We start from the raw sequence: 25,275 nt of genomic DNA on the forward strand, positions 1-25,275 counted from the left end.
AAAGGCCGGAAAAGCCAGTAGTTTTGTGGTCAATTGACCGAATGTGAGAGGCATCAGGCTTGGTAATCTGCTGCCCTCATCGCTATACACGAGCCTTGCGCCATGACTCCTTCCGCTCTTGATAATGCATTGCAGCAACTGACGATCCTCGCTCAGCAAGCCGAAGGAGTAAGCCCTCAAAGCTTCAATACCGGGTCGGCCAGTGGATTTGCAGGGGAATTGCAGGCCTCGCTGCACCGCATCAATCAGTTGCAGACAACCGCCAGCAGTCAGTCGAATGCCTTTCAGGCAGGCAGTGAAGCCGTGTCTCTCAGCGATGTGATGGCTGACTCACAGAAAGCCAGCGTTGCCTTCCAGATGGGCGTGCAGGTACGCAATCGCCTGCTGACGGCCTACAAGGACGTGATGGCCATGCAGGTTTGACGAAAACTCGAGGCAAGCCCTAAAGACCGTATTCGCGGTTGCCGATGTTGCGTTCAAACGCACCCCTTTGAGTGTGAAACGGCCCCTTGCCCGGCAAGGCCAGCCCACAGACCAGGACGGATACGCACATGGCAACGACAACCACTACTTCTACGGCGACGATCACTTCCCTGGGCGTTGGCTCCGGCCTGGACCTGGACAGCATTCTGGAAAGTCTGGAAGAGTCGAAAACCGTCAGCCTGCTGGACCCGATCACCGCGCAGGAAGAGTCGGTCGAAGCAGAGATCACGGCTTATGACTCTCTGAGCAGCGCCCTGACCTCCCTGCAGACAGCGGTCGAGGCGCTGGCCGATGAAAGCCTCTATGAATCCTTGACCACGACCCTGTCCGGCACCGGCGTAACGGCGGCAACCACCAGTGAAGCCGAAGCCGGGACCTACACGCTGGTGGTGACGCAACTGGCGCAATCGCAAAGTCTCACCACCGATGGCATCGAAAGCAAAACCACGGCCCTGGGCACCGGCACGCTGACCATTCAGGTAGGTTCGCAAGACGCCGTTTCTATCACGCTCGACAGCAGCAACAACACACTGGAAGGCATTCGCGATGCCATCAACGCCTCCGACGCCGGGGTCACAGCCTCAATCGTCAATGACGGCAGCGACACCCCGTATCGGCTGGTGCTGACCTCGGACAGCACCGGCACCGAATCGGAAATGACCGTCACCTACACCAGCACGGACAGCTCTGACACCGCATCGAGCCTGTTCGGCTACGACGGCACGACGGGCAACATGACCGAAACCGTCGAAGCCCTGGACGCAGAACTGACGATCAACGGCATCTCCATCAGCAGCCAGAGCAATACCGTCGAAGATGCACTGCAAGGCGTCACCCTGAGTCTGACCGCCACCAGCACCTCGCAAACACTGACCATCGCTCAGGACACAGACGCGATCCTGGAAGCCATCACCGCCTTTGTCGATGCCTACAACTCGTACGTCTCGGTCGTGGATACGCTGACCTCTTATGATGCAGACACGGATACAGCGGGCGAACTGCTGGGAGACTCGACCACCCGCCGGATCAGCAGCGAACTGAGCGCAGACCTCTATAGCGCTGTTGGAAGCGGCACTTACAGTTATCTGTCTCAACTGGGCATTTCCCTGGAAGTCGATGGCACCCTGACGATTGACGAAGACGCGCTGACCGAGGCGCTTGAAGACGATGTCGATGCCGTCGCGCAGTTTTTTATCGGCACCGATGACACCACTGGCTTTATCGAACAGATGTCCGCCGATCTGGACAACTACCTGGATGAAGACAGCGGCTTGATCGTCGCCAAGACCGAAAGCCTGGAAACCAAGCTGGAAGAGCTTGCGGATCGCTATGAAGAAAAGCAGGCCCTCATCGACTCCGAAATGGCCCGCTGGACAGAAGAATTCACCCAGCTCGATACCTTGATATCGGAGCTGAACTCTACCGCCGATTATCTGACGACCCAGTTCGATGCGCTGAACAGCGATGATTGACGGCTCTAATTCGGAGTAAACCTGATGAGTTCCATTCGCGGCGCGAATGCTTACGCCAGAGTTGGCGTGGAGAGCGGTATTTTGTCTGCCTCTCCTCACCAAAGGATTGTGATGCTGTTCGACAGCTATCAGGCGTCGATACGCGTCGCACGGCTCCATATGCAGGCCGGCAATATTGCCGAAAAAGGCAATGCGATTACCAAGGCAATAAACATTGTCAGCAAGGGGCTGCGCGCCTCACTGGACCATGAACAAGGAGGTGAAATTGCCGTGCAGCTTGATGCCCTCTACGACTATGTCGTTCGTCTGCTACTTCGGGCCAATCTCAATAATGATGAAACAGCCCTTACAACGGCCGCCGACTTACTGAGTAATGTCGCCGCCGCCTGGTCCGCCATTGGTTCGCCCATCGAACAAGAGCGATAGACATGATGCAAGCCCAAGTAATCGATGCCTATAAAAAACTATTAGAACAATCAAGACGCATTCTCGAGTGTGCTGAAAACTCTGACTGGGATGGCATATTTACCCTTAAGTCTCAAGGCCTTATAGATGCAGCGTATCTTCGTCGGTTCGAAAATGAGACACCACTTGACGACGCTGGCCAGGCACAGAAACTTGAACTAATGAGCCAGATTATCGAGCTGGACTTTCAGGTCAATCAGTTCTTGCGAGCCCGACAGGATGATTTAGGTCAACTCATGAAAGTCAATCGCCGCAAGAGCGACTTGAACCAGGCTTATCAGATACCCGGCAACAACGTGATACCAATTAGCCTTCATTTGTATCAGAAAAAACAAGATATGCCTACAGACTGCACCTAAGTGTGAAACATTAGCCTGAAAAGATCTAACACGTGCGAAAAGCTTTTAAAACGGTCAACTAATAGTCCGGCTCAATCTGTTATCGTACGCTCAGCTTTATACTTTAGAAAAAATTAAAAATGGTATTCACGGCCTGCAAGTGGAAGGCCAAGCGTGTGAATAACCTGATAACGACACGACTTTTTCCCGCATGGGAAAGAGCACAAAAACTTGTTTTTGTCGAAGTTCGGCACCTGTCTGCTGGCGGCCATACCCCTTGGGTGTGTCCGAACCGTAGTGTCCATGGGAGGATAGAAAGTTGCCAAATACCAACACCGGGCTTGAAGATATTCAGGACTTGAATCTCTCGTATCTGCTTCTGGCTCAAAACCTGCTGCGCAAGGATCGTGAAGTTGCCATTTTTCGCCTGAAACTAAGCGAAAAGATGGCGGACTTGTTGATCAAATTAAGTAGTAAGCAAATGACTCAGCTGGCGCGCGTCAATCAACTGATTTGCCGCCCCGTCTTTGAAGAAACAGAACGCCTGTCCAGGGTATTGGGCAACTCACGCGAACTGGGAATGGTGGAAATTCATTCAGCCCTGCTGATGGCTTCCGCAGAGCGCTCGGGCGATATACGCATCGGGGAAGGCTGACCCATGCAAGAGAAAAGCCTGGTCACCGAAATGCAACAAGTGCAGTTGGCAATCGAGCTGATCGAGCTGGGTGCACGACTGCAGGTGCTGGAAACGGAAACCTCGCTCAGTCGGGGCCGACTGATCCGGCTGTACAAGGAAGTTCGCGGCGTTTCCCCGCCAAAAGGCATGCTGCCCTTCTCGACCGACTGGTTCGTGACCTGGCTGCCGAATATCCACTCGTCCCTGTTCTACGGCATCTACCGCAGCATGATGGAGATCAGCGGACACCGGATCGATGCCTTCGTCAAAGCCTATCGCCTGTATCTGGAGCAGGTTGGCCAGGAGGGCGAGCTGGTGCTCGGGCTTACTCGCGCCTGGACACTCGTGCGCTTCTTTGAAAGTGACATGCTTGAGCTGATTCGCTGCTCATGCTGCCGCGGCGAGTTCGTCGCCCACTCCCATGCACCTGCGCAGAACTACGTCTGCGGCATCTGCCAGCCGCCATCACGTGCCGGCAAGACCCTCAAGCGCCGAGAGATCGACGCCCAGTCCCTCCACGCCTTGCCTGCCGTACTTAAACGCCTTTGAGCTTTCGCGAATGAATTCGCTCCTACAGCCTGGGAGCCAATTCATTCGCGAAAAGGTTTTTCCAAACAAAAAATTCAAGTTTTACAGACTTCTGCCGATATCCAGCAGGTCACCTATTTCTTGAATTTAAGGAACGACCCGTGCTCATCGCATTAGGACTTACCGTTGTACTCTTGTCGGTGTTCGGTGGCTTCGTTCTGTCAGGTGGCAGTCTTGGCCCTCTGTATCAACCGACCGAACTGCTGATGATTGGCGGAGCCGGTATCGGGGCGTTCATCGCGGCGAATAACGGCAAGGCCATCAAGGCCACTCTCAAGGCAATCTCGCGCTTCAAACGCAGCACCAAGTACGACAAGGCGTTGTACATGGCGCTGATGACCATGATGTACAACCTGCTGAGCAAGGCACGCCGCGAAGGCATGATGGCGCTGGAGCGCGATGTGGACGACCCGCAGCAAAGCCCGGACTTCAATCAGTTCCCACAACTCTCAAACGACCCGCTGATCATCAACTTCATCACCGACTACCTGCGCCTGTTGATCAGCAGCTCGATGCAGCCCCATGAACTCGACGAGTTGATGATGCACGAGATCGAAGAGTTCGAGCATGAAGCCGCTCTGCCTTCCGATGCCTTGTACAAGGTCAGCGATGGCTTGCCAGCCTTCGGCATCGTAGCGGCAGTCATGGGTGTGGTCAAAGCCCTGAGCGCAGCAGGTGTCGGCCCGGAAGAAATGGGCCAGATGATTGCTCACGCACTGGTCGGCACCTTTCTGGGTATTTACCTGGCCTATGGCGTCGTTGCACCGCTGGCTTGCCGCATAGAACGTCAGGCCGCCGAGTGTACCAAGATGCTGCACTGTATCCGCGTCACGCTGGTGGCCAACCTGCAAGGGATGCCGCCACAACTGGCGGTGGAGTTCGGGCGCAAGGCCCTGCATGTCGGTGAAAGGCCCAGCGCGCTGGAGTTGGAAAACCATGTGCGCAGCGGCGGTAGCAGTGCCTCAACCAACAAGTCTGCCCAGACCGGGGCCTGACAGACATGAGCGATCAACAGATCATCATTCGCCGCAAGAAAAAGGCCGCTCATGGACATCACGGCGGAGCCTGGAAAATTGCCTTCGCAGACTTCATGACCGCGCTCATGGCGCTGTTTCTTGTGCTGTGGGTGCTGTCCAACGCCAGCAAAAAGGACAAGGACGCGGTTGCCGAATACTTCAGCACTCCGTTGCTGGTCGCCATGAGCAAGGGTGATCGCAATTCGGCAAGTACCAGCGCGATTCCCGGCGGTGGCCCGGACCAGCGTTTCACGGAAGGCGAGCGGGCGCGAATGGAACAGCGCCCCAAGCGCCTGTCCAGCGAAGAGCGCCGTCATCTGGAATCCCTCAAGCGGCGCCTGGAAAGTGCAGTAGAGCGTGACCCGCAACTGCGCGAGCTCAAACAACAGATCGCCATAGAGCTGAGCCCGGAAGGTTTGCGCGTGCAATTGCTCGATACCGACAAGCGTCCGATGTTCGAGCTGGGCAGCGCCAATGTCGCGCCTTATCTGCGAAAACTGCTGCGCACGTTCGGGCCGGTCCTCAATGAGTTACCCAATCGTATTCAGATCAGCGGGCATACCGACAGCCATCCGTATTCCGGCGGCGAAGCGGGCTACAGCAACTGGGATTTATCCGCCGACCGCGCCAAGGCCTCTCGTCAGGAGCTGGTCGCCGGAGGTCTGGAGTCGGACAAACTGCTGCGCGTCTCGGGGATGTCCGACCGGATTCCTTACCACAACGCAGGTCCCTATGACGCCGCGAACCGGCGTATCGAGATCATCGTTCTGGACAGTCGCGTCGCAGAGAGAATCCTGTCCAGGGACGAATACGGAACCTCCGAAGAAGCCCCACCCTCACTCCCTGATACATCCCCAGGCAAGCCGGCAGAACAAACGCCACATTAGCGCTCGTTTGTTAGCCGTGTTTCCCCGATCAGCCCTCTCTGCCGCTGCGCACAATACCGACCTTTGACATGCGCGGGTCGCCGCAGGCGCCTGGAGAGCCATGGCTGAGACCAGCAAAGAGGACAAGACCGAAGCGGCGACGCCGCGACGAATAGAGAAGGCCCGTGAGCAGGGACAGGTCGTTCGTTCTCGCGAAATGAACACGTTCATCATGTTGCTGGCCGGTATCGGCGGGTTGTGGATCATGGGCGGCAAGCTGTACGACAACCTCGGGCAAGTCATGGAACAGGCGCTGCTGTTCGACCGCACTCAACTGTTCGACACGGCACGCATGCTCAGCGCACTCTGGTCTTTGAGTCAGACGGCGCTTTTCGCTCTGGTGCCTTTCTTCGCGTTGATGGTCATGGCCGCCCTTGGCGCGCCTGCATTGCTGGGCGGGCTGGTCATTACCCTGGCTGCCGCACGCCCCCAGTTTTCGAGAATCAACCCTGTCAGCGGGCTGGCACGCCTGTTTTCCGTACAGGTTCTGGCCGAGCTGGCAAAAGCCGTCGCCAAGGCCACACTGATCGGGCTGGTGACCTATTTCTTTCTCAAGGCCCATATCGACCAGCTTCTGTCCTTGCCACAGATGCCAGCCACACAGGCTCTCGCGGTCGTCATGGCCCTGACCGCCAAGGCCTGCGTAATGTGCGTGGCCGTGCTGATTATCGTGGTCGGCATGGACGTCCCCTACCAGCTATGGACCTATGCCAAGAACTTGCGCATGTCCAAGGACGATCTGCGTCAGGAGCACAAGAACTCCGATGGCGACCCGCATATCAAGGCCCGGATTCGCCATATTCAACAATCGCGTGCCCGACGCCGAATGATGAGCAAGGTGCCCAAGGCAGACGTCATCATTACCAACCCCAGCCATTTTGCGGTGGCGCTGTCTTACCAACGCAATCAGACCGGCGCTCCGAAAGTGGTCGCCAAAGGGGCCGACGATGTGGCCCTGCGCATTCGTGAAATAGGCATGGAACACAACCTTCCCATGCTAGAAGCGCCGCCCCTGGCCCGTGCGCTGTATTTCCATGTCGATCTTGACCGTGAAATTCCTGCCGAACTGTACACCGTTGTCGCTGAAGTGCTGGCGTGGGCCATCCGCCTCAAGCGCGTCAACGAGTATGGCGGCGATATCCCACCGACTCCCGTGAACCTGAAAGTGCCTGCGGGCATGGATCAGCGTGGCCCGCGCAATGCAAAACCTGAGGATGAGCAGAACCAATGAAAGGCATGACTGATTTCCTCGGCCCTGAGTCCTGGCTGGGCAAAACCGACCTGAAGATCATGACCGGGCCGGTGCTGATCATCCTCATCCTGTCGATGATGATCCTGCCGCTGCCGACTTTCATCCTGGACCTGCTGTTCACCTTCAACATCGCTCTGGCAATCATGGTGCTGCTGGTGAGCATGCTCACCGAGAAGCCTCTGGATTTCTCGGCGTTTCCGTCGGTGCTGCTGTTCACGACCTTGCTGCGCCTGTCACTCAACGTGGCCTCGACCCGCGTGATTCTGATGGATGGCCACACCGGCCCCGACGCCGCGGGAAAGGTCATCGAAGCCTTTGGCGAGTTTCTGGTGGGCGGCAACTTTGCCGTGGGCCTGGCACTGTTCCTGATTCTGGTAACCATCAACTTCATGGTGATCACCAAGGGTGCAGGTCGTATTGCGGAAGTCGGGGCACGCTTTACGCTGGACTCCATGCCGGGCAAGCAGATGGCAATCGATGCCGACCTCAACGCAGGTCTGATCGGTGAACCGGAAGCCCGGAAACGCCGCAAGGAAGTGGCTCAGGAAGCCGACTTCTTCGGCTCCATGGACGGTGCCAGCAAGTTCGTGCGCGGGGACGCCGTGGCGGGGCTGGTCATCATGGCCGTGTGCATCATCGGCGGTCTGGCCATCGGCATGCTGCAACACGATATGGCGTTCGCCGATGCCGCTCATACCTACACCATGCTGACTATCGGTGATGGCCTGGTGGCACAGATTCCCGGTCTGGTCATTTCCATCGCGGCGGGCGTCACGGTATCGAGGGTCAATACCGAAGAAGACGTGGGCCAGCAGATGATGGGCCAGCTCTTCAGCCGACCCAAGGTGTTGATGTTGACCGCCGGTGTGATGGGCTTGCTCGGGCTGGTGCCGGGCATGCCGAACCTGGTGTTCCTGATGCTGACGGTATTGCTGGGTGGTCTGGGCTGGTGGTTTTCCAGGCAAGAGGCCCCGCCCGCCGAAAACTCCATACAGAGCGCGCCGCTCAAGTCCGCCTCACAAAGCACCGAGGCCACCTGGGATGACGTGCAACTGGTCGATACCCTGAGCATGCGTGTGGGCCATCGGCTGATTCAACTGGTCGACGCACGCCAGCAAGGCGAGCTGGTGACCCGCATCAAAAGCCTGCGCAAGAAGTTCGCCCAGGACGTGGGCTTTCTGCCGCCAGTGGTCCATGTGCGTGACAAGCTTGAGCTGTCGCCCAACACCTACATCATCAGCCTCAAGGGTGTGGAGATCGGACGCGGAGAGATCTTCCCTGGTAAGTGGCTGGCCATCAATCCAGGCAAGGTGACGGGCAAGCTGGAAGGCGACGAGGCCGTGGATCCGGCATTCGGCTTGCCTGCCATCTGGATCGAGTCGAGCCTGCGCGAGCATGGGCAGATCTACGGCTATACCGTCGTCGATGCCAGCACCGTGGCAGCAACCCATCTCAACCACTTACTGCATCAGCACGCCAAGGACATGCTCGGTCGCAGTGAAGTGCAGAAGCTTCTGGACAAGCTCGGCCCGGACAGCAAAGGCCTGATTGACGAAGTGGTACCCAAGCTGGTGTCGATGACGATCCTGCAACGCGTGCTGCAGAACCTGCTGGAAGAAAGCGTCTCGATCCGCGACATGCGGACCATCCTCGACGCACTGGCCGAGCACGGTGGCGTGCAGCAGCCACCCGATGTTCAAGAACTGACGGCCGTCGTGCGGGTCGCTCTGGGCCGCTCCATCGTCAACCAGCTGTTCGCCAACAAGCCCGAACTGAAAGTCATCGGCCTGGATTTCAATCTTGAGCAGGTGTTGATGCAGGCCGTGGGCAACGGCGGATCGCTGGAGCCCAGCCTGGCGGACAACTTGATGCAGCAGACCACCCTGGCCCTCAAGCGTCAGGAAATCAGTACCGAACCTCCGGTGCTGGTAGTCCCCAACAAACTGCGGCCAGTGCTGTCGCGCTTCCTTCGCCGCCGCCTGCGCCACCTGACCGTGATCTCTCTGAGCGAAGTGCCGGATGACCGCACGCTACGCATGATTAACGTTATCGGAGGAACACCCAAATGAGTGCTCAACGATTTGTCGGTGCCAACAGTCGCGAAGCCATGAACCAGGTGCGCCTGGTATTGGGTGAAGACGCCTTGATCCTGTCGAGCCGCATGATCGACGAAGGTGTCGAGATCATGGCGTTGATCGATGAGGCTCAGCCATCGGAACCGGATGACAGCCCTCTACCGGTCAGCCCTTTGCATGCCGCAACCGCATACGCCAGTCAGGTGAATAGCTACCCAACGAGCACCGTACACGATGCGCCTGTCGCACCAGCCATCACATCCGGACCGGCGATGGATTTTGCCGCCCTGAGCGAACGCCTGCTGAACGAAATCCAGGATATGCGCCAGCTCATTGATCGCAAGTCGGAGCGCCTGTCAGCCAGCCAGGGTTGTCGCCCTCAACTCCTCAAATGGCTGCTCGATGCCGGTTTCAGTGCAAGTCTGAGCGAGGAAATACTGGGAACAATCCCTGCGCAACTTGAAGGTCCGGACGCCACGCCAGCCCGGCTTCAGACCTGGCTGGAGCAAAAGCTGGGCAGTCACCTGAACCAGCTGGGCGATGAAGCCGAACTGTTCGATGACACCGGCATCATTGCGCTGGTCGGCCCGACCGGTGTGGGCAAGACCACCACCACGGCCAAGCTCGCTGCCCGCTATGTCATGCGTCATGGCGCCAGCCAGGTGGCGCTGGTGACCACCGACAGCTTCCGGATCGGTGCCCATGAACAATTGCGCATCTATGCAGACTTGTTGGGTGTGGAGCTGCATGCCCTGACACCTGCCGCTGCGCTCGATCAGGTGCTTGCCGGACTTATCCACAAGCGCCTTGTCATTATCGATACCGTCGGCATGAGCCAGCGCGACCAACGCCTGATGGCCCAGATGAACCAGTTGGGCTCAAGCGGACGGTCGTTGCGTCTGATGCTGGTCATCAATGCTGCGAGCCATGGCGACACCCTGGAAGAAGTGGTTCAGACCTATCGCAACGCCGCCCATGTCGCGGGCTGCAGCCTGGATGACTGCATCATTGGCAAATGCGATGAGGCTGCACGTCTGGGACCGGCACTGGACACCGTTATCCGTCATGGCTTGCGCCTGAATTACCTGTCCACCGGCCAGCAAGTGCCTGAAGACTTGCAGCTTCCTTCGAACTCGTCCGTCCTGCAGCAGGCTGTGGATATCTCGCGCCCTTCCCTGTTCGCGACAAAGCCGGGAAAATCGACTGCCCTGCGGCTCGATGCGCTGGTGCGCGGACTGATGGGCCAGACCCGTCTCGTCTCGACATTGCGTGACACTCTGAAACAGCGGATCTCGGGCTTTGGAGAATTGCTTGATGTCTGGCCGTTGACGGGCTTGCCCCAAGCGCTACAGAACCAGCGCTGGGCGACGTTCACAAGTACGCAGGAGCATTACACGCCAGCCAGGCCAGGAGGCCTGTTGCTGTGGGGTGCGCCTCGTTCATTGCCTGGAGCCACATGGAACATGCCCTTGCTGGCAGCGGACAACGCTGGCCAGTTAAAGGCTCGCCCCTGGCTGGCACATCGCTTGCCGATTGGCCAGCAACCCCGTCTGAACTGGTGTCAGCATCGCTGGCCTGCACACCGCCATCTGTGGGCAGGCTGTCCGGACACGGAAACCCTCGATGCCTTGAGCCATGCAGGCCAGACCTGGCTGAGCGCAATCAAAGGCAGCCAGCGGGTTGAATATCAGGGTGAGCGGCAGCGTCTCGATGCGCTGGTTATCCACAGCGAAGACTTCGGCTTTCGCGAGCTGAGATACCGCGGCCGCAACGTACGCCTGAGCCTTCGCCATCTGCCGGTCAATCGCGTGAGCAAGGCACAGGAATCACTGCGGGCCTGGTTCGGTACCTTGCATGACAGCCACAGCGGGCAATTGTTGGGACAACGCTGGTGGCTGGCCGGAGAACACATGGGTGCCAGGTCGGAGCTGGATAATCAGGCGCTCAATCTCACCCTGCAACTGACCCACGATGAACTGGCCACGCTTACTGCGCGCACCTGGAAACAACTGGCGGAAATCCAGCCGCATCAGCATGCCGAACTGCGCCAGTATCTGGCCGCCGGGCTGGCAGCGACCGCTGTGCGATTGACCAACACCAACGATGACTGGGCCTTCCAGGCCAGAGCGCAATTGTTGGGGCTGCTGGCTAAAAAACATACAGGCAATGCAGCCGCAATCCTCGACGGCTTGCTGCATCTGCTGACGGTCAGCGATGCCTTCACGCGCATGGACGCCTGCGCATGAGTGACTGGCCTGAACTGGATCAGGCCGCCGGCCTGCGGCGTTGGGCCAGACATCACACTCCGGCTCCTGAACCCGTGCCAGACCGCACGCTGATGCTGTTTGGCCCGGCGCATCTGACAGGCTCGGCCCACAAGACTCTGGAGCGCTGGCATCAACAAGGCCATAGATGGGTCGGGCATCCCGACCGCTGGCATGTGCAGGCTGTGGATAAGTTGAACAGCCAGAATCTTCGGCATCCTCGCTGGGGGCTGTGGATAAAAAACCATCCTGATGCATTCCGACAAAGCTTCGGGCTCTTGCGCCAGCTCCAGGAGCAAAACGGCCCGGCCTGCGTATTGGCGCTGCATGAAGGATTTGCTTCACGGGATGGCCTGCTCAATAACCTGATCGATGCCGCACAACACTATCTGGGCATTCGGTTGCTGGTGGTCGATGAGTGGAACCCGTGAATTCGCCTGCGGGTTAATGCCGCTCAGTTAAGGTCATGAATCACTTTGTGGGAGGCAGCTTGCTGGCGACTTCACGTACAGACACAGAATATCTGCCGGTTTTCAGGCTTTTTTCGCCAGCAAGCTGCCTCCCACACGTTTTGTTCGTGCCTTAACTGTCTGGCATTACGCCTGCCGGTGATCGTCAGCTGTGGTTAAACGGGGAATATGTCGTTTCGTGCATGGCTGTTCCACGCTTAAGGGCTCCATGGGAGCGGTAATAATCCTGACCTTACAACTCCGGGCGCGCACGATGTATACGGCACAGGGCAAGATGAACCAGCAGGAATTGCTCAAGCAGTACCTGCCCTTGGTCCGGCGGCAAGCATTAGGTCTGAAAACACGGCTGCCTGCCAATATTGAACTGGATGATCTGATTCAAGCCGGCAGTATAGGTTTGCTCGACGCCATGACCCGCTATGACGTGGATATCGGAGCCACCTTCGGGACCTTCGCTTCCCAGCGCATTCGCGGTGCGATGATCGACGAACTGCGCACCCGCGACTGGGTACCGCGCAGCGTGCGACGCAATGCGCGAGCACTGGAAGATGCCATACACCGTCTGGAGCAAAGCCTCGGACGCCCCGCCAAGGAGCGTGAAATCGCTGCGGCCATGGGGCTGAGCCTCGATGAATATCATCAGGTGCTCAGCGATACCAATGGCAGCCAGATGCTGCCCATCGACGATCTGGGCGAAGACCATAGCGAAGCGCTCAGCTCCAAGCACATCACCCCCTTTGCAGAACTGGTCAACGACCGCAATCGCATCCATCTCATCCGGGCCATTGATGCTGTTCCGGAGCGTGAAAGAGTGCTGCTCGCGTTGTGTTATCAGGAAAAACTCAACCTGCGTGAAATTGGCATGGTGCTGGGTGTCAGCGAATCCCGTGCCTGTCAGTTGCACAGCCAGGCCATTGCCCGGTTGCGCACCAGCATGGCCGAGTAAGACACGTGCCCACCACGCTGAAATAGCGCTCAAAATTCGGTAAAAACCATGAAAATCAGCGTATTCGGTTCGGGCTATGTAGGTCTTGTGGCAAGCGCCTGCCTTGCCGATGTCGGGCATGAGGTGATGTGCATGGACATCGACGTGCAGCGCATAGAACTGCTGCAAGCAGGTGAAACACCGATTCATGAGCCAGGACTGAGTACGTTGATCCGTGCCAACGTTCAGGCCGGACGCCTGATCTTCTCGACCGATATCGAGCAAACCGTTGCTTTCGCCAACCTGCTGTTCATTGCGGTGGGCACTCCATCGGATGAAGACGGCAGCGCCGACCTGCAATACGTGCTGGCTGTTGCGCAAAGCATTGGCCAGCACATGCAGGACTATAAAGTCGTGGTCGACAAATCCACTGTCCCGGTCGGCACCGGCGAAAAAGTGCAGGCGACCATTCAGGCAGAACTCCAAAGGCGCGATCTTCAACTGCCGTTCGATGTGTGTTCCAACCCCGAGTTTCTGAAAGAAGGCGCAGCCATCGAGGACTTCACCCGCGGCGCGCGCATCATCGTCGGTACGGAATCCGAAAAAGTCAGAACCCTGATGCGCGAATGCTATGCGCCCTATAACCGCAATCACGACAAGCTGATGTTCATGAGCCTGCGGGCCGCCGAACTGACCAAGTACGCCGCCAACGCCATGCTGGCCACCAAGATCAGCTTCATGAACGAGATGGCCAACCTTGCCGAACGCCTCGATGTGGATATCGAGCAGGTGCGCCACGGGATCGGCAGCGACCCGCGTATCGGTTATGACTTCATCTATCCGGGTTGTGGTTATGGCGGTTCGTGCTTCCCCAAGGATATTCAGGCGCTGAGCCGCACGGCCCATGAAGTGGGCTACACCCCGCAATTGCTCAGGGCTGTTGAAGAGGTCAACCAGCGACAGAAAACCACGCTGTTCAGAAAGCTTGAACGGGCACTCGAAGGTCAGTTGGTGAACAAGACCATTGCGGTGTGGGGGCTGTCTTTCAAACCCAACACCGACGACATGCGTGCCGCCCCCAGTAGAAATCTGATGGAGTCGCTGTGGGAAGCAGGCGCCAGAGTGCAGGCTTACGACCCGCAAGCCATGCCGGAATGTCGGCGGATCTACGGCGAGCGAGACGACCTGTTGCTGGCGGGTGATCGTATCCAGGCAGTCAAAGGTGCAGATGCCCTGGTGATATGCACCGAATGGAAAGCCTTTCGTAGCGTCGACTTCGCCTGGCTCAAACAACAGCTCAAGGCAGCCATCGTGATCGATGGCCGCAACCTGTATGAACCCAAGGCCCTGGCAGAAGCAGGGTTGGCCTATTCCAGCATTGGCAGGGCCTGAGCGTCACGTCACATCAGGTTTCTGTAGGAGCGAATTTATTCGCGAGACGTAATTGAGGGCGATAGATTTTCTTCAGCTTCACCGATCTTTCGCGAATGAATTCGCTCCTACTCGGCGTATGCCACTTCGTTATAACTCCCCACCAGCCAGGTCAGCTCTGCCTTCGGCACTTCGGTCAGAGGCTTCAGGTCGAACCGTGCCATACGCCCTACGAACTCGGTCGGTTTCAATAGTCGCTCGACCACGTGGTAGTGAGGCCGATCAGAGTAGTCATCGAACAGCACAATCGTTGGCTTGCTCACCCGAAGGTAAGCCGTCACAAAACAGGCAATCCGAAATCGCCCGTCGATAAGAATGACATCCGGCTGCTGGAAAAAAGGTTCGTCCCAGACCTTCAGTGGATAAGTATGGAATCGCTTCCAGGCCCGAGCATTCTTGGGGCGTGCCCATTTCCCGGTCTCGCCGACATTGACCGGATAGATAACGGGCCGCGATTCAAAGGTATGACTCGCGATATAAGCCTGCATGTCATTCGCCCATTGCGCGTCGTTTTCGACAGAAATGACCGACTTGTTCGGCATTTTTGCAGCAATGATGGTTGAGCCACCGCTGCCGTACTCCAGAATCACCGAGGCATCGGCATAGACCTTGCGCAGATAAACAGCGACCTCCTCCGGGAAGGTCACCTGAGGCTCCTGCATCGGAGCGGCAACAGGTTGATGCTCATCGTTGCGGGCGATTGGCGTATGAGTCAGGTTCGAGGGCGGTAGTTGTAATACGGCTGGCGAGGAACCCTGACAGTACTTGAGGTATCGGGCACCCAGTTCACTGTCCCGATTCATGATGAGTTGCGTCGCCACATCGTGGGCGCCGTAAACCGTATGCAGAATGAACGCGAGCTTCAGGCACTGATTTTCCGACAGGGCTTGCAGCCGGGATGCATTGGGCAGAAACAAGGCATCGGCGCATACCAGATGCGAGGCGCGCAATTGAACAAGGCTGTCACTCTGAGGCAGATGGCTGATGTGTTGAAGCCGGTTCAGCCGATAAAAGCTGAAGCCCAGACGCGCAAGGCTTTGGCTCACGAGCCCGATATCCGGTTGTTGCATATGGGTCGGCACGAAGTTGATACGCGCCTGAACCAGCAAGGTATCAGCCAGGGTTCGCTGACCATTTTCCAGCACGGCCAGGCTGTCGTTCAGGTTGTCCAGCAACAGCCAGTCCACGGGCGGCAAACCCTTGATGTTGTCCAGCTTCAAGGTCGGCAGTGCAAGCTTTGCCAGAACTCTGGTGCCCGCCAGCCCCTCGCCGGGCAAGGGTTCCAGCGATGCCGTCAGCGTCGGGTCGAGACATGCATAGAGCGTCGCAGGCTGACCATTGCCCAGCGCTGCATGCGGGTAATGATGCAGTTCGCCCAGTTGCCCCAATTGTCTGGCATTGTCTACACGGCTTGCCGGATCGAAGGCAATGGTCGAAAAGGCACCCAGCTTTTGCAACTCGACGAATTGCGCCGAAGCCACAAGCGTCGCGCCATGATCCAGGGTGATGACCTTGCCCTGAAACTTGAAGCTGAAGTCTTCTTCCTTTTCTGGCGCAGCAGGATGCTGGATATCCACAGCCTGCTCGTCGCCTTCGAACCAGGCCTGGCCATCCTTGCCGAGCGCCAAAGCCGCAGCAGGTCTGGCTTCGCAATAGCGCTGCCAGATCGCCCGCATGGCATTGCTGAAGTGGCCAGCAAAACGACTGCTGTCGCACACAGGCGAACACATCAGCACATCGCGCAAATGAGTGCGGATGCTGGCAAGGCTCTTCAGATCCTTGCCCAGACCAATGGCCCGCTCTCGATACTCCTCCCAACTGCTGACCACCAGCTCGGGCAAGCCGGCATTGACCAGGTGAGTGGCAGAGTGACGACCCGCGAAGGTCGGGCCAGGCAAGGTGATGACCGGAACCCCCATCAACAAGGCCTCACAGGTGGTCAGGCCACCGGAGTACGGCCATGGGTCGAGGGCGATATCGATGCGGTTGTAGGTTTCAAGCAGATATTTGTGGCCAATCGGCCCTTCAACGATAACCCGCTCACGGGCTACGCCACGGGTTTCCATAAAGAGATGAACATGTTCGCGCAGCTCGCCGTTGCTGAATGAACCACCCTTGAGCAGCAAACGCGAATCAGGCGTCGCAAGCAGCAATTGCGCCCACTGGCCGAGCAGGAAATCGTTGATCTTGGTCGGGTTATTGAAGCAGCCATAGGTGATGAAGCCGTTTTCCAATGCAGGTAATGGCTTGATGTCCGGTGTGTAGGGCGGCGGGTCGTAGCAGATGTAATCGTCAGGCAGGCGAATGAGTTTTTCGGTGTAGAACGCATCCTCGCCTTCAGGCGACTCGATACTGTCGCTGAGCAGGTAATCAATGGCGTCCAGCCCCATGGTATTGATCAGGCCACCGACCCATTTGACCAACAGAGGTGCCGGTTGCAGGGCCATGGTGCCCATGCGGTTGCCCGCGTTGTGGCCACAGAGATCAATCAGGATATCGATCTTGTCATCACGAATACGCTGGGCAAGCGTTTGCTCATCCATGTGCTTGATCGCCAGCCACTGATGAACGGTCATGCGAATGCGTCGGGTCAGGTGATCGGACACCTGGCTGGTGCTGTAAGCGAACAGTTCGAACTGATGACGCGGCAGTTTTTCCAGCACGCCGACGATCATGTTGCCCACCGGATGCTGGCGCAGGCCATCGGAAACCAGGCCGATTCTCAGGCATCGGTTCGGCGTACGGTCCTGCGCCTCGGGCCTTGGAGGAACAAGTTTGGGACCGAAGCGCGACTGCCACTCCTTGCACACTTCAAAAATATACTCGCGACTACGATCAGGGTCATAGTGCAGCGAGGTCAGGCGATTGGAATACGGCAGTACATCCTTGCGTTTGGCCAGGGCCACCGCCTTTTGATAATGCTCATCGGCCTTCTTGAGCTGGCCAATGTCCTTGTACAGGTTGGCCAGGTTATTCCAGTGGCTGTAATCGCCCGGCTCACGTTTGATCAACAGCTCGAATACTTCGATGGCCTCGCCATGACGATCAAGCCGGTTGAGGATCAGGCCCTTGCGAGACAGCAGCCGAAAATCCCCGGCGTTGGTGTCCAGAGCCTGTTCGATATGCTTCAGGGCTTTGGCGAACTGGCCTTTCTCGAAATAGAGCGTGGCCAGACGATGATGGGCCGGTGAAAAATCCGGTTCTATGCCCAGCGCCTTGATGGCCAGCTCTTGCGCTCGTTCGGCCTGCCCAAGCTTTTGCGCAGCACGGGCCACAAGTTCCATTGTCCGGGCGTCGTCCGGGCTCAGGCTCATGGCTTGTTCGTAACTGGCCAGCGCCCGCTCTGGTTCGTCCTTGAGTTCCAGGTTGCCCAGATCCCGCCACACTTGCGGGTCGCGAGGGCGTTGTTGGCAGAGTTGTCGGGCCAGGGTCAGGTCGCGAGTGTCGGCTCGACTCGATGTGGATGAAGCGTTTTTCTTTTGCGATCTGACGGGCTTGGGCATGGAAAAGGCGGCCTTGTGAAGAAAGAATCCAAAGCTGGATGCTATCTCGGCACAGATCGTGACAAAGCCCGGATAAGCTGGCGCAAGCCACGGGTTTACGGGGTATTGGGTACAAATGAAAAAAGGGGGCACAGCATGCGCTGGCCCCCTTTTGCTGTATTGCCTGCTGCGCTATTACTGCAGCAGAGACAGCATCTGCTCAGGCATGGAGTTGGCTTGAGCCAATACCGAAGTACCCGCCTGTTGCAGGATCTGCGCGCTGGTCATCGACGATACTTCTGTCGCGTAGTCCACGTCCTGGATACCCGAACGGGCGGAGGTCAGGTTGGTGGTGGTTGTCGAGATGTTGGTGATCGCCGAGTCGAAACGGTTCTGCACCGCACCGAGGTCCGAACGCATGGAGTCCACGGTATTCAGCGCACTGTCCAGCGTCGTCAGGGTACCGGTCGACTTCTTGGTAACCTCGTTTTCAGTGTCGATGCTGACGCTGGCCGTAGTCGTGGTGCCGCTGGTGGTCAGCGTGACCTCTGCCGCATAGGTTTTACCGTCTACGGTCAGGAAGTAATCGCCATCTGCGTCAACCGACAGGGTGCCGCCAGTCACGGTAGTACCGGACTTGTCGACATAGCTGGTGTTGGTAGCAGTGATCGCGGTACCCGAAGAATCAGTCAGGGTGGTCGCGGTCAGCGTGGTGTCATAACCGTTGACGTTGAAATCGCTCAGACCCAGGGTTTCAGCGTTGATTTCGCTCAGTTTGATGTCGATGGTTTCGCCATCGTTGGCACCGACCTGGATGGTGATGGTCTGGTCGGAAGCCAGTACGTCCACGCCGTTGAACGCGGTCTGCTCGGAGATACGGTTGATCTCGTCCAGACGCTGGGTGATTTCATCCTGGATCGATTGCAGGTCGGACTGGGAGTTGGTGCCGTTGGCGGCCTGTACTGCCAGCTCACGAATACGCTGCAGGTTGTCGTTCACCTGGTCCAGCGCACCTTCAGTGGTCTGCGCCAGGGAAATACCGTCGCTGGCGTTGCTGCTTGCCTGTTCCAGACCGGTGATCTGAGAGCTCATGCGGTTGGCAATTGCCTGGCCGGCAGCGTCATCGGAGGCGCTGTTGATTTTCAGGCCAGAGGACAGGCGCTCGATGGAGGTGCTCAGGCTGTTCTCCGAAGAGTTCAGGTTCTGTTGAGCGATCATCGATGTGATGTTGGTATTGATAACTGACATTTTTGCAGTTCCTTCTCGTGGGTGAGGCGCTTATGACAAATCGGGAATATGGCGGCGCCCCTTGCTTTCAGCGCCGTTGCCGTACAGACATTCCGAACATCGGCGCTGCGATAACCCACCTTTAGCGAGCCGTAAAAAATTTTTTGAGCATGTTTTCTCTCAGGGCTCCAGAGCCGTCAGCCTCTTTCGTAACGCAGATTTCGATAGGGAAAGTGGCTGTATTAACGACTTTGAAAACAGCACCTGCACGCTATAAAGCCTCCTTTCCTCTACCGTACCGGCGTCTTTTGCGCCGGTGCCGAGTGTTGTTTCCAGGAGTGCGGCATGAACCCTTCAACTCTGATAGGCATGCTTGCCAGCCTTGTCTTGCTGGCCGTTCTATTGGTGTTCTCTGCACAGGACCCCGGCTTGTTCGTCGATCTTCCAAGTCTGGGGATTGTGGTCGTCGGTACTTTCGCGGCGACCTTCATCAGCTATCCGCTGAGCGAAGTGCTGCGCATCTTCAGCCTGATCAGGACCGTCATTCGCAACGAGCGCGAGTACGCTCAGGAAGATATCGACGAACTGGTCAGCCTGTCGCGACTGTGGATCGATGGAGATCTACGCGCAGTGGAAGAGGAACTGGGCCGAGTGAAAAACCCCTTCCTGCGCTCAGGTGTGCAACTGGTGATCGACAAGACGCCAGAGGATGACATCGTCGAGTTATTGCAATGGCGCATTTCCCGTCTGCGCGCCAAGGAGCAGGCCGAAGCGCAACTGTTCCGGGTCATGGCCAGTTACGCACCGGCCTTCGGCATGCTGGGCACATTGGTGGGGCTGGTGAACCTCATGTTCGTACTCGGCGATGGCGACATGATCACCATCGGCCGACAAATGGCCGTCGGCCTCATGACCACCCTTTATGGCGTGCTGCTGGCCAACCTGGTGTTCAAGCCTGTCGCGGTCAAGCTGGAGCGACGCACCGAGCAACGAGTGGTGCTGATGAACATGGTCCTGCAGGGCATTTCCATGATGTCCAACAAGCGCAGCCCGGGCTTGATGCGCGAAACACTGAAATCATTCGTCGCTCAGCACCAGAACGAGCTGCGCGACGAACCTCCACGTTCACGCCGCAAAGTGATAACACTCAGGGGCATACCAAAAGTATGAGGCCCGATAGCAGCGTCTCGGTGAACGGTCCAACCAGTCATCAGCACTTGCTGGCACGCCAGCGGGCTCTTGAGGTCGAGTTGATGCAGGCTCGCCAGAGTCAGCGTGGGCTCAAGCGCAAAAGTGCAGCCGCCGCAGCGGCCAGCGCCACACCTGTGGGCGAAGCCGAGAACGACTCATGGATGATGACGTATCTGGACATGATGACGCTGTTGCTGGTGGTGACCATGGCAATGCTGGCCATGGCAGGCAAAGGTCATAGCCACACTCAGAAAACCGACGGCGACCTCAGCCCGTTGATGAGTGCGAAAAACCTGACTCAAGTCCAACAGCCGGATCAGCCGGGCAAGTTGCTGCTCGTGCCAAAGACTGAAATACCTGCCGAGCCGGAGCCCGTTGTCGAGCCTGTCGCAACCTCAGCCCCAACAGAAGTCATCACAGAAACCGCTGCAATCGAACCGCCTCCACCTGCCGCTCCTGCGCCCAGTGTCGATGACCTGCTCAAGGAGCTGCCTCTGGACAAGCTGGGCGATGACATTGAGGTGGTCACCAACGAAAGCACCATCAGCTTTCGCATCAACAGTGAAATCCTCTTCCCTTCCGGACAGTCCGATCTCAACCTGGGCGGCCTGAAGGTTCTGCAACATCTGATTCCAGTGCTCGAAAGCGTCTCGCACAAAGTCATCGTGACAGGTCACACCGATACTCAGGACATCCGCAGTTCCCGCTTCCCTTCCAACTGGGAACTCTCCAGCGCCCGCGCAGGCAGCGTCGTGCGTTACCTGCAGAGCAACGGTATCAAAGGCAATCGGCTTGCAGCCGTGGGATACGCAGACACCCAGCCCCTGGGCGATAACCATACAGCCCGGGGACGTGCGAGTAATCGTCGGGTGGAACTGGTTCTGGAACGCTGAGGATAAAGTTATCCACAGCGCTCGACCGGGTCGATCAACACATTGCGTGCCGGCGCTATGTGGATAACAGCTGATCGCTCACGCCGGCATTGCAGACAACCCGATTCCTGCCTGACAGCTTCGCCTGATAGAGCTGCTGGTCGGCCCGCTTGATAAGGGCTGTCGAGTTGGCATCGGTTGACTCGGCCAGACCGATACCGATGCTGACAGTCACCTGCCCGACCAGGGAGAAGTCGGCATCTGCAATGGTGGCGCGGATCTTCTCGGCCACGATTTCCGGGCTGCGCAGATTGTCGAACTCCGGCAACAGCACTGCGAACTCCTCACCGCCATAACGGGCAACGAAATCGGTGGAGCGGGTGTTCTGCTCGATGAGTTGAGCCAGTTGGTAGAGGACTTCATCGCCAATGGCATGACCATAGGTGTCATTGATGCGCTTGAAGTGGTCGGCATCGATGAACAACAAGGCGAACGGGCGTCCGGTGCGTTCAAAGCGCTGGCTGCATTCGATCAGTTTTTCATCGAACATGCGTCGGTTATACACACCCGTCAGCGCATCGTGAGTGGCCAGTTTCAACAGTTCGGCATTGGCCTCGGTAAGAGCCGCTGTTCGTTGTGCAACCGTGACTTCCAGTGAGCTGTTGGCATCCTGCAGTTCGCGCTCCTTGCCCAGCAGCGATTGCGTCATGTTCTGTATCGACTGGCCGAGCTGGGCAATTTCCAGCACCGGATGGCTCAGCGGGAAGCTCACGCCGGGCTGCTGGTCCTGTACCTGCCTGGCTGACTTGGCCAGTTGCTCGATCGGACGACTGAGGTACAACGCCAGATAGTAGGCCGCCAGACCAAATGCGATGGCGGCAATGACACCCAACCCCAACAAACGGTAGAAAAGGCTATGCGCAGGTTGCAGCGCCTGAGCCAGAGGCTGACGAACCGCGACATACCAGGCCAGCCCTGAAATCGTCGGGGTCGGTACTTTCACAACACTGGTCAGGAAATCATCGCCCACGAACCATCCCGGCTGCGGTGACTGAAGCAGTTCCGGATGTTTTTCCCCCAGACGCTGCTGTGGATAAAGAACATCGCCCGCCTGATCGACGATCAGCACTTCGGTATTGGTCAGCATGCCTTCGCGCAGAACGGCCGCCTCGACAATCCTGGCCATCCAGCTCCAGTGGGCATGCGCGCTCAGCACGCCGATGACATTCCCCTCGGCATTGCGGATGGGCGTGGCGAAGTCGATGAAACGTACAGGCTCGCCGCTGGGATTGGGCAACAACCTGGCCAGCAGGACGGCCTCATGAGGATCGCCAGTGTAGGAACCTTGCAAACCCGCCTTGAACCAAGGACGTTCCTTGACCGACTGATTGACCAGCACACCATTCACAGCCTGCCGCACCCGACCGTCCGTATCGGCAACCCCCATCCAGGCATATTCGGAATGGGACTGACTGCGCAGTTCCATCGACCGAAGGATGGCCGGATCGTCCAGATCGCCGCTCATCAGATGACTTTCCTGGCTGAGCAGGTGCATTTCCAGTTGCCGCTCATAGAGCTGCGCACCCAGCAATGCGGCGGCCGATTTGGCTGTGCTCAATGACGTATGAGCACTCGCCTGCTTCATCTGTCCAGTTGCGATATGACCGACGTAGAAGCCGACACTCACGAGCGTAAATAACGACAAGCCCGCACACCATAAGGTCAGGTGGCTACGAAGACTGGCTTTGATCATGAGTGGGCATCTGATTGTGAGAATAGTGGCACTTTATGCCGAATATGACGGTTAAAGGGCAAGGAAAAGTTTTGGCTGAAGTTGCCTTCAGAAAACAGTTTCAGGGTCTTAAATACAGCAAGCCTTGAAGACTTGATAAAGACGCGTGGAACCCGGGCCATAAAAAGGCCTTACCTGACGTTTCGATGAATCAGGATCGGGGGATCGCAGGATGCGACATTCCCCCCCATCAGGCGAACCTTGGCCATGGCTTGCGGCACGTTTACGGCGAACTCGTACGGCGCGGCGTACTGGCACGCATGCTTGGCATCCGCTGGGTCAGCGAAGATCGGACCGGTGCTACGCAACGGCCCTGTAACACCCTGGATTGATCGGGCTTGCCAAAGACTTAACATTCTCCGTCCAAGCGATACCCACTGCACATACCTCTCCAGCTTTTACACAACAAACTTACTCACCAACCCCTGCAGATGCACACCCAAACGCGCCAGCTCAACGCTTGACGCTGCTGTCTGTTCACTGGCGGAAGCGGTCTGTTCAGAGATGTCCCTCACACTGAGGACACTGCGGTTAATTTCTTCGGCCACCGCGCTTTGCTCTTCGGCAGAAGCGGCGATTTGCTGGTTCATTGATTCGATGGTGGAAATTGAGCGACTGATATTGCCGATCGAAGCCCCTGCATCCCGCGCCAGCTCCACGCTGTTGTCAGTCAGTAGGCGACTGTTTTCCAGGGTGGTCGCAACCTGTGCGGTTCGGCTGTGCAGACCACCAATCAATGTCGCAATTTCTTCGGTCGACTCCTGGGTGCGCTGCGCAAGACTTCTCACCTCATCCGCAACAACCGCAAAACCTCGTCCGGCTTCGCCAGCGCGCGCGGCTTCAATGGCGGCATTGAGTGCCAGCAAGTTGGTTTGCTCGGCAACAGCCTTGATAACGTCAAGCACGCCGCCGATCTTGTTGCTCTCTTGCTTGAGCTCATCCATGGCGGTTTTCGAATGACCCACTTCAGTTGCGAGCTTTTCGATCTGAAGCACTGCCTTGGCCACAACTGCATCGCCATCGCGGGCCTCTTTAGAGGCGCTGACTGCCGCATCTGACGCCTGCTCTGCGTTCCTCGCAACTTCCTGAACAGTGGCCGCCATTTCATTCATGGCTGTTGCGACCTGATCAGTTTCGGTCCGCTGGCTATTGACCCCCGCGCTGGTCTGCTCGGTCACTGCCGACAACTGTTCGGCAGCGCTCGCGATCTGAGTGACGCTATCACGCAGACCACCAATCAATTGCCGCAGGTTTGTGGTCATTCTGTGCATGCTGGTTTGCAGCAGGCCAAGTTCGTCTCGTCTTACCGTCACCTCGCTGTAGGTCAGATCACCGTTTGCTACCCGATCAGCCAATTGCAGCGCTTCGCGAAGCGGACCCACGATGAGGCGGGTGATGACCCATGCAGCCAATGCGCTGATGATGAGCGCGATACTAAGCCAGATGATCAACATCTTGTTGGCTTGACCAACATCCTCAATACGCAGCGAAACCTGGTTTTGTGCCAACTGATCGGCGGAACTCAGCAGAACTTCGATGGTTTTCGTGATACCCGCCTGACCCTGGTTGATCGCGATCTGTGCTTCCGAAAACTGAGCGATGGCGGCCTGGTATTTACTCAGTGGAGCCTGGAGGCCTTTGATGGCATCAGGTTGAAATCCAGCGGCTTGCAGGGATTGAGTGTTGTTTACAACCGCGGCGATTGAAGCGATCGCCAGCGGCTGCGCGTCAGGCTTGAGGGTGTAAGTGTACCCACGTACATCAAAGCGCATTTTCTGAAAGAGCGCCTGCGCCTGCCTGATTGCATCTTGCTGTGCGGGCGTGCCTTCTGGCGAATAGGCGAGGGCGTCGAGGCGTTGCAGCGCCTCCGATGCATCGTCGCTGTTGCTGCCCAATACGGCTCGACTGGTTTCGCGGGCGTGGGTCGCATTGATGACGTCGTTGTAAAAACCCTTGTAGACCGTCATCGCGGCCGTCGCGCTTTTTACATGAGGGATATTGATCTCGGAATCCAGTATTTGGCGCAAATAAGCCAAATGACTGTCCAGATTGTCATACGCCTTCAGCCAGGTGGCAGCGTTGGCGTCGTCAGAATTCTGGGCGTAGACCAGCCGGGCGATGCGCATGTCCCGCGTCAGCGTTGTGAGCTTCGCGATGTCAGACACGCGCTCACTCCGCTCGCTGAGTGAGGAGATTCCTCTCCAACCCGTGAGGGCAATAAGCACAGTAAATATTATTACCAGGGTGAAACCGAGTACGAGCTTTGACCTGACGGTCATATTGATCAATATATTATTTAACATAGAGCCCTCTGAAAGTTATAGGTAGTC

20 protein-coding genes and 1 pseudogene are annotated in these 25,275 nt (G+C 57.4%); 16 read left to right on the top strand and 5 right to left on the bottom strand.

All coding sequences use genetic code 11. The annotated features are described in order from the left end of the window. Positions 1-102: 102 nt before the first annotated feature. The 14 genes from fliE (at position 103) to KQP88_RS25030 (ending at position 14,342) form a co-directional block, all read left to right on the top strand. Positions 103-423, top strand: a complete 321-nt coding sequence (gene fliE, locus KQP88_RS24965) for a flagellar hook-basal body complex protein FliE (protein WP_216704488.1) — start codon at positions 103-105, stop codon at positions 421-423. A 128-nt stretch (positions 424-551) separates the two neighbouring features. Further along, entirely contained in the window at positions 552-1,955 is a 1,404-nt protein-coding gene (fliD, locus tag KQP88_RS24970; protein ID WP_216704489.1) for a flagellar filament capping protein FliD, read from the top strand. A 24-nt stretch (positions 1,956-1,979) separates the two neighbouring features. Beyond that, on the top strand, positions 1,980-2,381 hold the full coding sequence (gene fliS / locus KQP88_RS24975; protein ID WP_216704490.1) for a flagellar export chaperone FliS: 402 nt from the start codon (positions 1,980-1,982) through the stop codon (positions 2,379-2,381). Between the two features lie 2 nt (positions 2,382-2,383). Next, a complete protein-coding gene (locus KQP88_RS24980; RefSeq protein WP_216704491.1) occupies positions 2,384-2,779 on the top strand; it encodes a flagellar protein FliT in 396 nt (131 codons plus the stop codon). Between the two features lie 298 nt (positions 2,780-3,077). Further along, on the top strand, positions 3,078-3,413 hold the full coding sequence (gene flhD, locus KQP88_RS24985) for a flagellar transcriptional regulator FlhD (RefSeq protein WP_216704492.1): 336 nt from the start codon (positions 3,078-3,080) through the stop codon (positions 3,411-3,413). Positions 3,414-3,416: 3 nt separating this feature from the next. Further along, positions 3,417-3,983 carry a flagellar transcriptional regulator FlhC gene (flhC, locus tag KQP88_RS24990; protein ID WP_216704493.1) on the top strand — a complete coding sequence of 189 codons (567 nt, stop codon included), beginning with the start codon at positions 3,417-3,419 and terminating at the stop codon, positions 3,981-3,983. Between the two features lie 140 nt (positions 3,984-4,123). Next, positions 4,124-5,017 carry a flagellar motor stator protein MotA gene (gene motA / locus KQP88_RS24995; protein ID WP_216704494.1) on the top strand — a complete coding sequence of 298 codons (894 nt, stop codon included), beginning with the start codon at positions 4,124-4,126 and terminating at the stop codon, positions 5,015-5,017. A gap of 5 nt (positions 5,018-5,022) precedes the next feature. Continuing rightward, a complete protein-coding gene (motB, locus tag KQP88_RS25000) occupies positions 5,023-5,925 on the top strand; it encodes a flagellar motor protein MotB (RefSeq protein WP_216704495.1) in 903 nt (300 codons plus the stop codon). 100 nt (positions 5,926-6,025) lie between these two features. After that, entirely contained in the window at positions 6,026-7,195 is a 1,170-nt protein-coding gene (gene flhB / locus KQP88_RS25005; protein WP_216704496.1) for a flagellar biosynthesis protein FlhB, read from the top strand. 59 nt (positions 7,196-7,254) lie between these two features. Next, entirely contained in the window at positions 7,255-9,285 is a 2,031-nt protein-coding gene (flhA, locus tag KQP88_RS25010) for a flagellar biosynthesis protein FlhA (protein WP_407681849.1), read from the top strand. Then, complete coding sequence (flhF, locus tag KQP88_RS25015; RefSeq protein ID WP_216704498.1) at positions 9,282-11,537, top strand: flagellar biosynthesis protein FlhF; 2,256 nt, start codon at positions 9,282-9,284, stop codon at positions 11,535-11,537. Before flhA ends, flhF begins: the two co-directional genes overlap by 4 nt. Next, positions 11,534-11,986 carry a hypothetical protein gene (locus KQP88_RS25020; RefSeq protein WP_216704499.1) on the top strand — a complete coding sequence of 151 codons (453 nt, stop codon included), beginning with the start codon at positions 11,534-11,536 and terminating at the stop codon, positions 11,984-11,986. Before flhF ends, KQP88_RS25020 begins: the two co-directional genes overlap by 4 nt. Positions 11,987-12,278: 292 nt before the next feature. Continuing rightward, a complete protein-coding gene (locus KQP88_RS25025; protein ID WP_216704500.1) occupies positions 12,279-12,971 on the top strand; it encodes an RNA polymerase sigma factor FliA in 693 nt (230 codons plus the stop codon). Between the two features lie 48 nt (positions 12,972-13,019). Beyond that, positions 13,020-14,342, top strand: a complete 1,323-nt coding sequence (locus KQP88_RS25030) for a UDP-glucose dehydrogenase family protein (RefSeq protein ID WP_216704501.1) — start codon at positions 13,020-13,022, stop codon at positions 14,340-14,342. 107 nt (positions 14,343-14,449) lie between these two features. Here the strand turns inward: KQP88_RS25030 and KQP88_RS25035 are convergent, their stop codons facing one another. Then, on the bottom strand, positions 14,450-17,884 hold the full coding sequence (locus KQP88_RS25035; RefSeq protein ID WP_216704502.1) for an O-linked N-acetylglucosamine transferase, SPINDLY family protein: 3,435 nt from the start codon (positions 17,882-17,884) through the stop codon (positions 14,450-14,452). A gap of 174 nt (positions 17,885-18,058) precedes the next feature. Next, positions 18,059-19,111 carry a FliC/FljB family flagellin gene (locus KQP88_RS25040; protein ID WP_216704503.1) on the bottom strand — a complete coding sequence of 351 codons (1,053 nt, stop codon included), beginning with the start codon at positions 19,109-19,111 and terminating at the stop codon, positions 18,059-18,061. Between the two features lie 324 nt (positions 19,112-19,435). Between KQP88_RS25040 and KQP88_RS25045 the strand changes: the two genes are divergently transcribed. Both KQP88_RS25045 and KQP88_RS25050 read left to right on the top strand, forming a co-directional pair. Next, positions 19,436-20,260, top strand: coding sequence for a motility protein A (locus KQP88_RS25045; RefSeq protein ID WP_216704504.1), 825 nt, complete (start codon positions 19,436-19,438; stop codon positions 20,258-20,260). A gap of 20 nt (positions 20,261-20,280) precedes the next feature. Beyond that, positions 20,281-21,174, top strand: coding sequence for an OmpA family protein (locus KQP88_RS25050; protein ID WP_253950531.1), 894 nt, complete (start codon positions 20,281-20,283; stop codon positions 21,172-21,174). 55 nt (positions 21,175-21,229) lie between these two features. Here the strand turns inward: KQP88_RS25050 and KQP88_RS25055 are convergent, their stop codons facing one another. The 3 genes and pseudogenes from KQP88_RS25055 to KQP88_RS25695 all read right to left on the bottom strand — a co-directional run. Further along, on the bottom strand, positions 21,230-22,906 hold the full coding sequence (locus KQP88_RS25055; RefSeq protein WP_216704505.1) for a sensor domain-containing diguanylate cyclase: 1,677 nt from the start codon (positions 22,904-22,906) through the stop codon (positions 21,230-21,232). A gap of 437 nt (positions 22,907-23,343) precedes the next feature. Beyond that, entirely contained in the window at positions 23,344-24,216 is an 873-nt protein-coding gene (locus KQP88_RS25690) for a methyl-accepting chemotaxis protein (protein WP_407681850.1), read from the bottom strand. Then, positions 24,199-25,248: pseudogene (locus tag KQP88_RS25695) on the bottom strand (methyl-accepting chemotaxis protein); the annotation flags it as partial. The pseudogene KQP88_RS25695 and the gene KQP88_RS25690, both read right to left, overlap by 18 nt. Positions 25,249-25,275: the final 27 nt, after the last annotated feature.

Origin of the sequence: Pseudomonas lijiangensis, from assembly GCF_018968705.1 — a bacterium.
Lineage (GTDB): Bacteria > Pseudomonadota > Gammaproteobacteria > Pseudomonadales > Pseudomonadaceae > Aquipseudomonas > Aquipseudomonas lijiangensis.

Bases quoted from the DNA above. Each gene is read 5' to 3' on its own strand.
- motB (WP_216704495.1), top strand. From the start codon at position 5,023: ATGAGCGATCAACAGATCATCATTCGCCGCAAGAAAAAGGCCGCTCAT.
- KQP88_RS24980 (WP_216704491.1), top strand. From the start codon at position 2,384: ATGATGCAAGCCCAAGTAATCGATGCCTATAAAAAACTATTAGAACAA.
- KQP88_RS25045 (WP_216704504.1), top strand. From the start codon at position 19,436: ATGAACCCTTCAACTCTGATAGGCATGCTTGCCAGCCTTGTCTTGCTG.
- KQP88_RS25030 (WP_216704501.1), top strand. From the start codon at position 13,020: ATGAAAATCAGCGTATTCGGTTCGGGCTATGTAGGTCTTGTGGCAAGC.
- flhF (WP_216704498.1), top strand. From the start codon at position 9,282: ATGAGTGCTCAACGATTTGTCGGTGCCAACAGTCGCGAAGCCATGAAC.
- KQP88_RS25025 (WP_216704500.1), top strand. From the start codon at position 12,279: ATGTATACGGCACAGGGCAAGATGAACCAGCAGGAATTGCTCAAGCAG.
- flhB (WP_216704496.1), top strand. From the start codon at position 6,026: ATGGCTGAGACCAGCAAAGAGGACAAGACCGAAGCGGCGACGCCGCGA.
- fliD (WP_216704489.1), top strand. From the start codon at position 552: ATGGCAACGACAACCACTACTTCTACGGCGACGATCACTTCCCTGGGC.
- KQP88_RS25040 (WP_216704503.1), bottom strand. From the start codon at position 19,111: ATGTCAGTTATCAATACCAACATCACATCGATGATCGCTCAACAGAAC.
- KQP88_RS25690 (WP_407681850.1), bottom strand. From the start codon at position 24,216: ATGCACAGAATGACCACAAACCTGCGGCAATTGATTGGTGGTCTGCGT.
- KQP88_RS25020 (WP_216704499.1), top strand. From the start codon at position 11,534: ATGAGTGACTGGCCTGAACTGGATCAGGCCGCCGGCCTGCGGCGTTGG.
- flhC (WP_216704493.1), top strand. From the start codon at position 3,417: ATGCAAGAGAAAAGCCTGGTCACCGAAATGCAACAAGTGCAGTTGGCA.
- KQP88_RS25055 (WP_216704505.1), bottom strand. From the start codon at position 22,906: ATGATCAAAGCCAGTCTTCGTAGCCACCTGACCTTATGGTGTGCGGGC.
- flhA (WP_407681849.1), top strand. From the start codon at position 7,255: ATGACCGGGCCGGTGCTGATCATCCTCATCCTGTCGATGATGATCCTG.
- fliE (WP_216704488.1), top strand. From the start codon at position 103: ATGACTCCTTCCGCTCTTGATAATGCATTGCAGCAACTGACGATCCTC.
- KQP88_RS25035 (WP_216704502.1), bottom strand. From the start codon at position 17,884: ATGCCCAAGCCCGTCAGATCGCAAAAGAAAAACGCTTCATCCACATCG.
- fliS (WP_216704490.1), top strand. From the start codon at position 1,980: ATGAGTTCCATTCGCGGCGCGAATGCTTACGCCAGAGTTGGCGTGGAG.